The 599-nt window shown below is 70.8% G+C and carries 1 protein-coding gene; it reads left to right on the top strand.

The features are described 5' to 3' along the window. Positions 1 to 599, top strand: a 599-nt coding sequence (locus FVW20_RS18180; RefSeq protein ID WP_196610686.1) for an efflux RND transporter periplasmic adaptor subunit, incomplete at both ends; no start/stop codon positions are given.

Below are 599 nucleotides of genomic sequence, written 5' to 3'. Positions count from 1 at the left end.
CGCGCCGCCCGCGACGGGCTGGCCGCCGCCGCCGCCGCCCGGCGCGAGACCGAGACGCAACTGGAATACACCTTCATTCGCGCGCCGTTCGATGCGGTGGTGCTGACCAAGAACGCGGACGTCGGCGACATCATCACCCCGCTGGGCGCGGCGGCCAACGCCAAGGCCAGCGTTGTGACCATTGCCGACATGGGCTCGCTGCTGGTGGAAACGGACGTCAGCGAATCCAGCGTGGGCCGGGTGAAGCCAGGCGCCCCCTGTGAAATCGCTCTGGATGCCCTGCCGGACGAACGCTTTGTGGGGCGCGTGCACATCATTGTGCCCACGGCCGACCGCAGCAAGGCCTCGGTCATGGTCAAGGTGGCCTTCGATGTGCTGGACACGCGCGTGCTGCCGGAAATGAGCGCCCGCGTGGCCTTTCTGGAACGAGCGCCTTCCGCTGACGAGCGCCGCCCCCGCCCGACCGTGCCCGCCACCGCCGTGCGCGGCGAAGGTGATGCGCGCAGCGTGTTCGTTGTGCGCGATGGCCGGGCGCTGCGCACCCCGGTGCGCACCGGCATGCCCCTTGGCGATGCGGTGGAGTTGCTGTCCGGCCCGGC

Origin of the sequence: Nitratidesulfovibrio oxamicus (assembly GCF_015731765.1) — a bacterium.
In the GTDB taxonomy this organism is placed as follows: domain Bacteria; phylum Desulfobacterota; class Desulfovibrionia; order Desulfovibrionales; family Desulfovibrionaceae; genus Cupidesulfovibrio; species Cupidesulfovibrio oxamicus.
Note: the sequence above shows the minus strand (reverse complement) of the source record. Positions and strands in the feature narration are given on the sequence as shown.